We start from the raw sequence: 906 nt of genomic DNA on the forward strand, positions 1-906 counted from the left end.
GCGAACGATCGCGGCGCTGGCCGGTGCCTGCGCCGTAGTGCTGTCCGCTGTCGCGGCCCTGGTGTTCACACACCCCGCCGCCGCGGCCACGCTGACCGAGGTGACCAACTTCGGCGCCAACCCCGGCAACCTGCGTATGCACCTGTACGTACCAGACAACAGACCCGCCAACCCCGCGATCCTGCTGGCCATGCACCCCTGCGGCGGCTCAGGACCCGGCTTCTACTCCTCCAGCGAATTCAAGACGATGGCCGACCGCCACGGCTTCATCGTCATCTACCCCTCCGCCTCCAAAAAAGGCAACTGCTTCGACAACTGGTCCGAAGCCTCCAAAGTCCGCAACGGACAGACCGACCCCGTCTCCCTCATGTCCATGATCACCTGGGTCCAGCAACAACGCGCCGGCGACCCCAACCGCGTCTACGCCACCGGCAGCTCCTCCGGCGCCATGATGACCAACGCCATGCTCGCCCTCTACCCCGAAGTCTTCAAAGCCGGCGCCGCCTTCATGGGCGTCCCCTTCACCTGCTTCCCCAACGAAGCCGCCTACTCCCCCGGCGGCAACCCCGCCCCCTGCGTCAACATCAGCGCACAACAATGGGGCGACCGCGCACGCAACGCCAACCCCGGCCACCGCGGCCCCTGGCCCCGCATGCAACTCTGGCACGGCACCAACGACAACGTCGTCGCCTACTCCGAACTCGAAGAAGAGATCAAGCAGTGGACCAACGTCCACGGCCTCAGCCAGACCCCCACCTCCACCGACACCCCCCAGACCAACTGGAACCGCCGCCGCTACGCCGACACCACCGGCACCGTGCAGGTCGAGGCCTACAGCATCCAAGGCGCCGGCCACAACCTCCCCTCCAGCGGCATGGCCGCCATCGCCGTCCAGTTCTTCGGCCT

At 67.0% G+C, this 906-nt stretch carries 1 protein-coding gene; it reads left to right on the top strand.

Features of this window, described 5'->3' with window-relative positions:
• Positions 1-37: 37 nt before the first annotated feature.
• Positions 38-906: PHB depolymerase family esterase (locus PYR91_RS36290; protein WP_279787550.1), on the top strand; the 869-nt coding region annotated here is incomplete at its 3' end.

Source organism: Sphaerisporangium sp. TRM90804 (assembly GCF_029846175.1).
Classification (GTDB): domain Bacteria; phylum Actinomycetota; class Actinomycetes; order Streptosporangiales; family Streptosporangiaceae; genus Sphaerisporangium.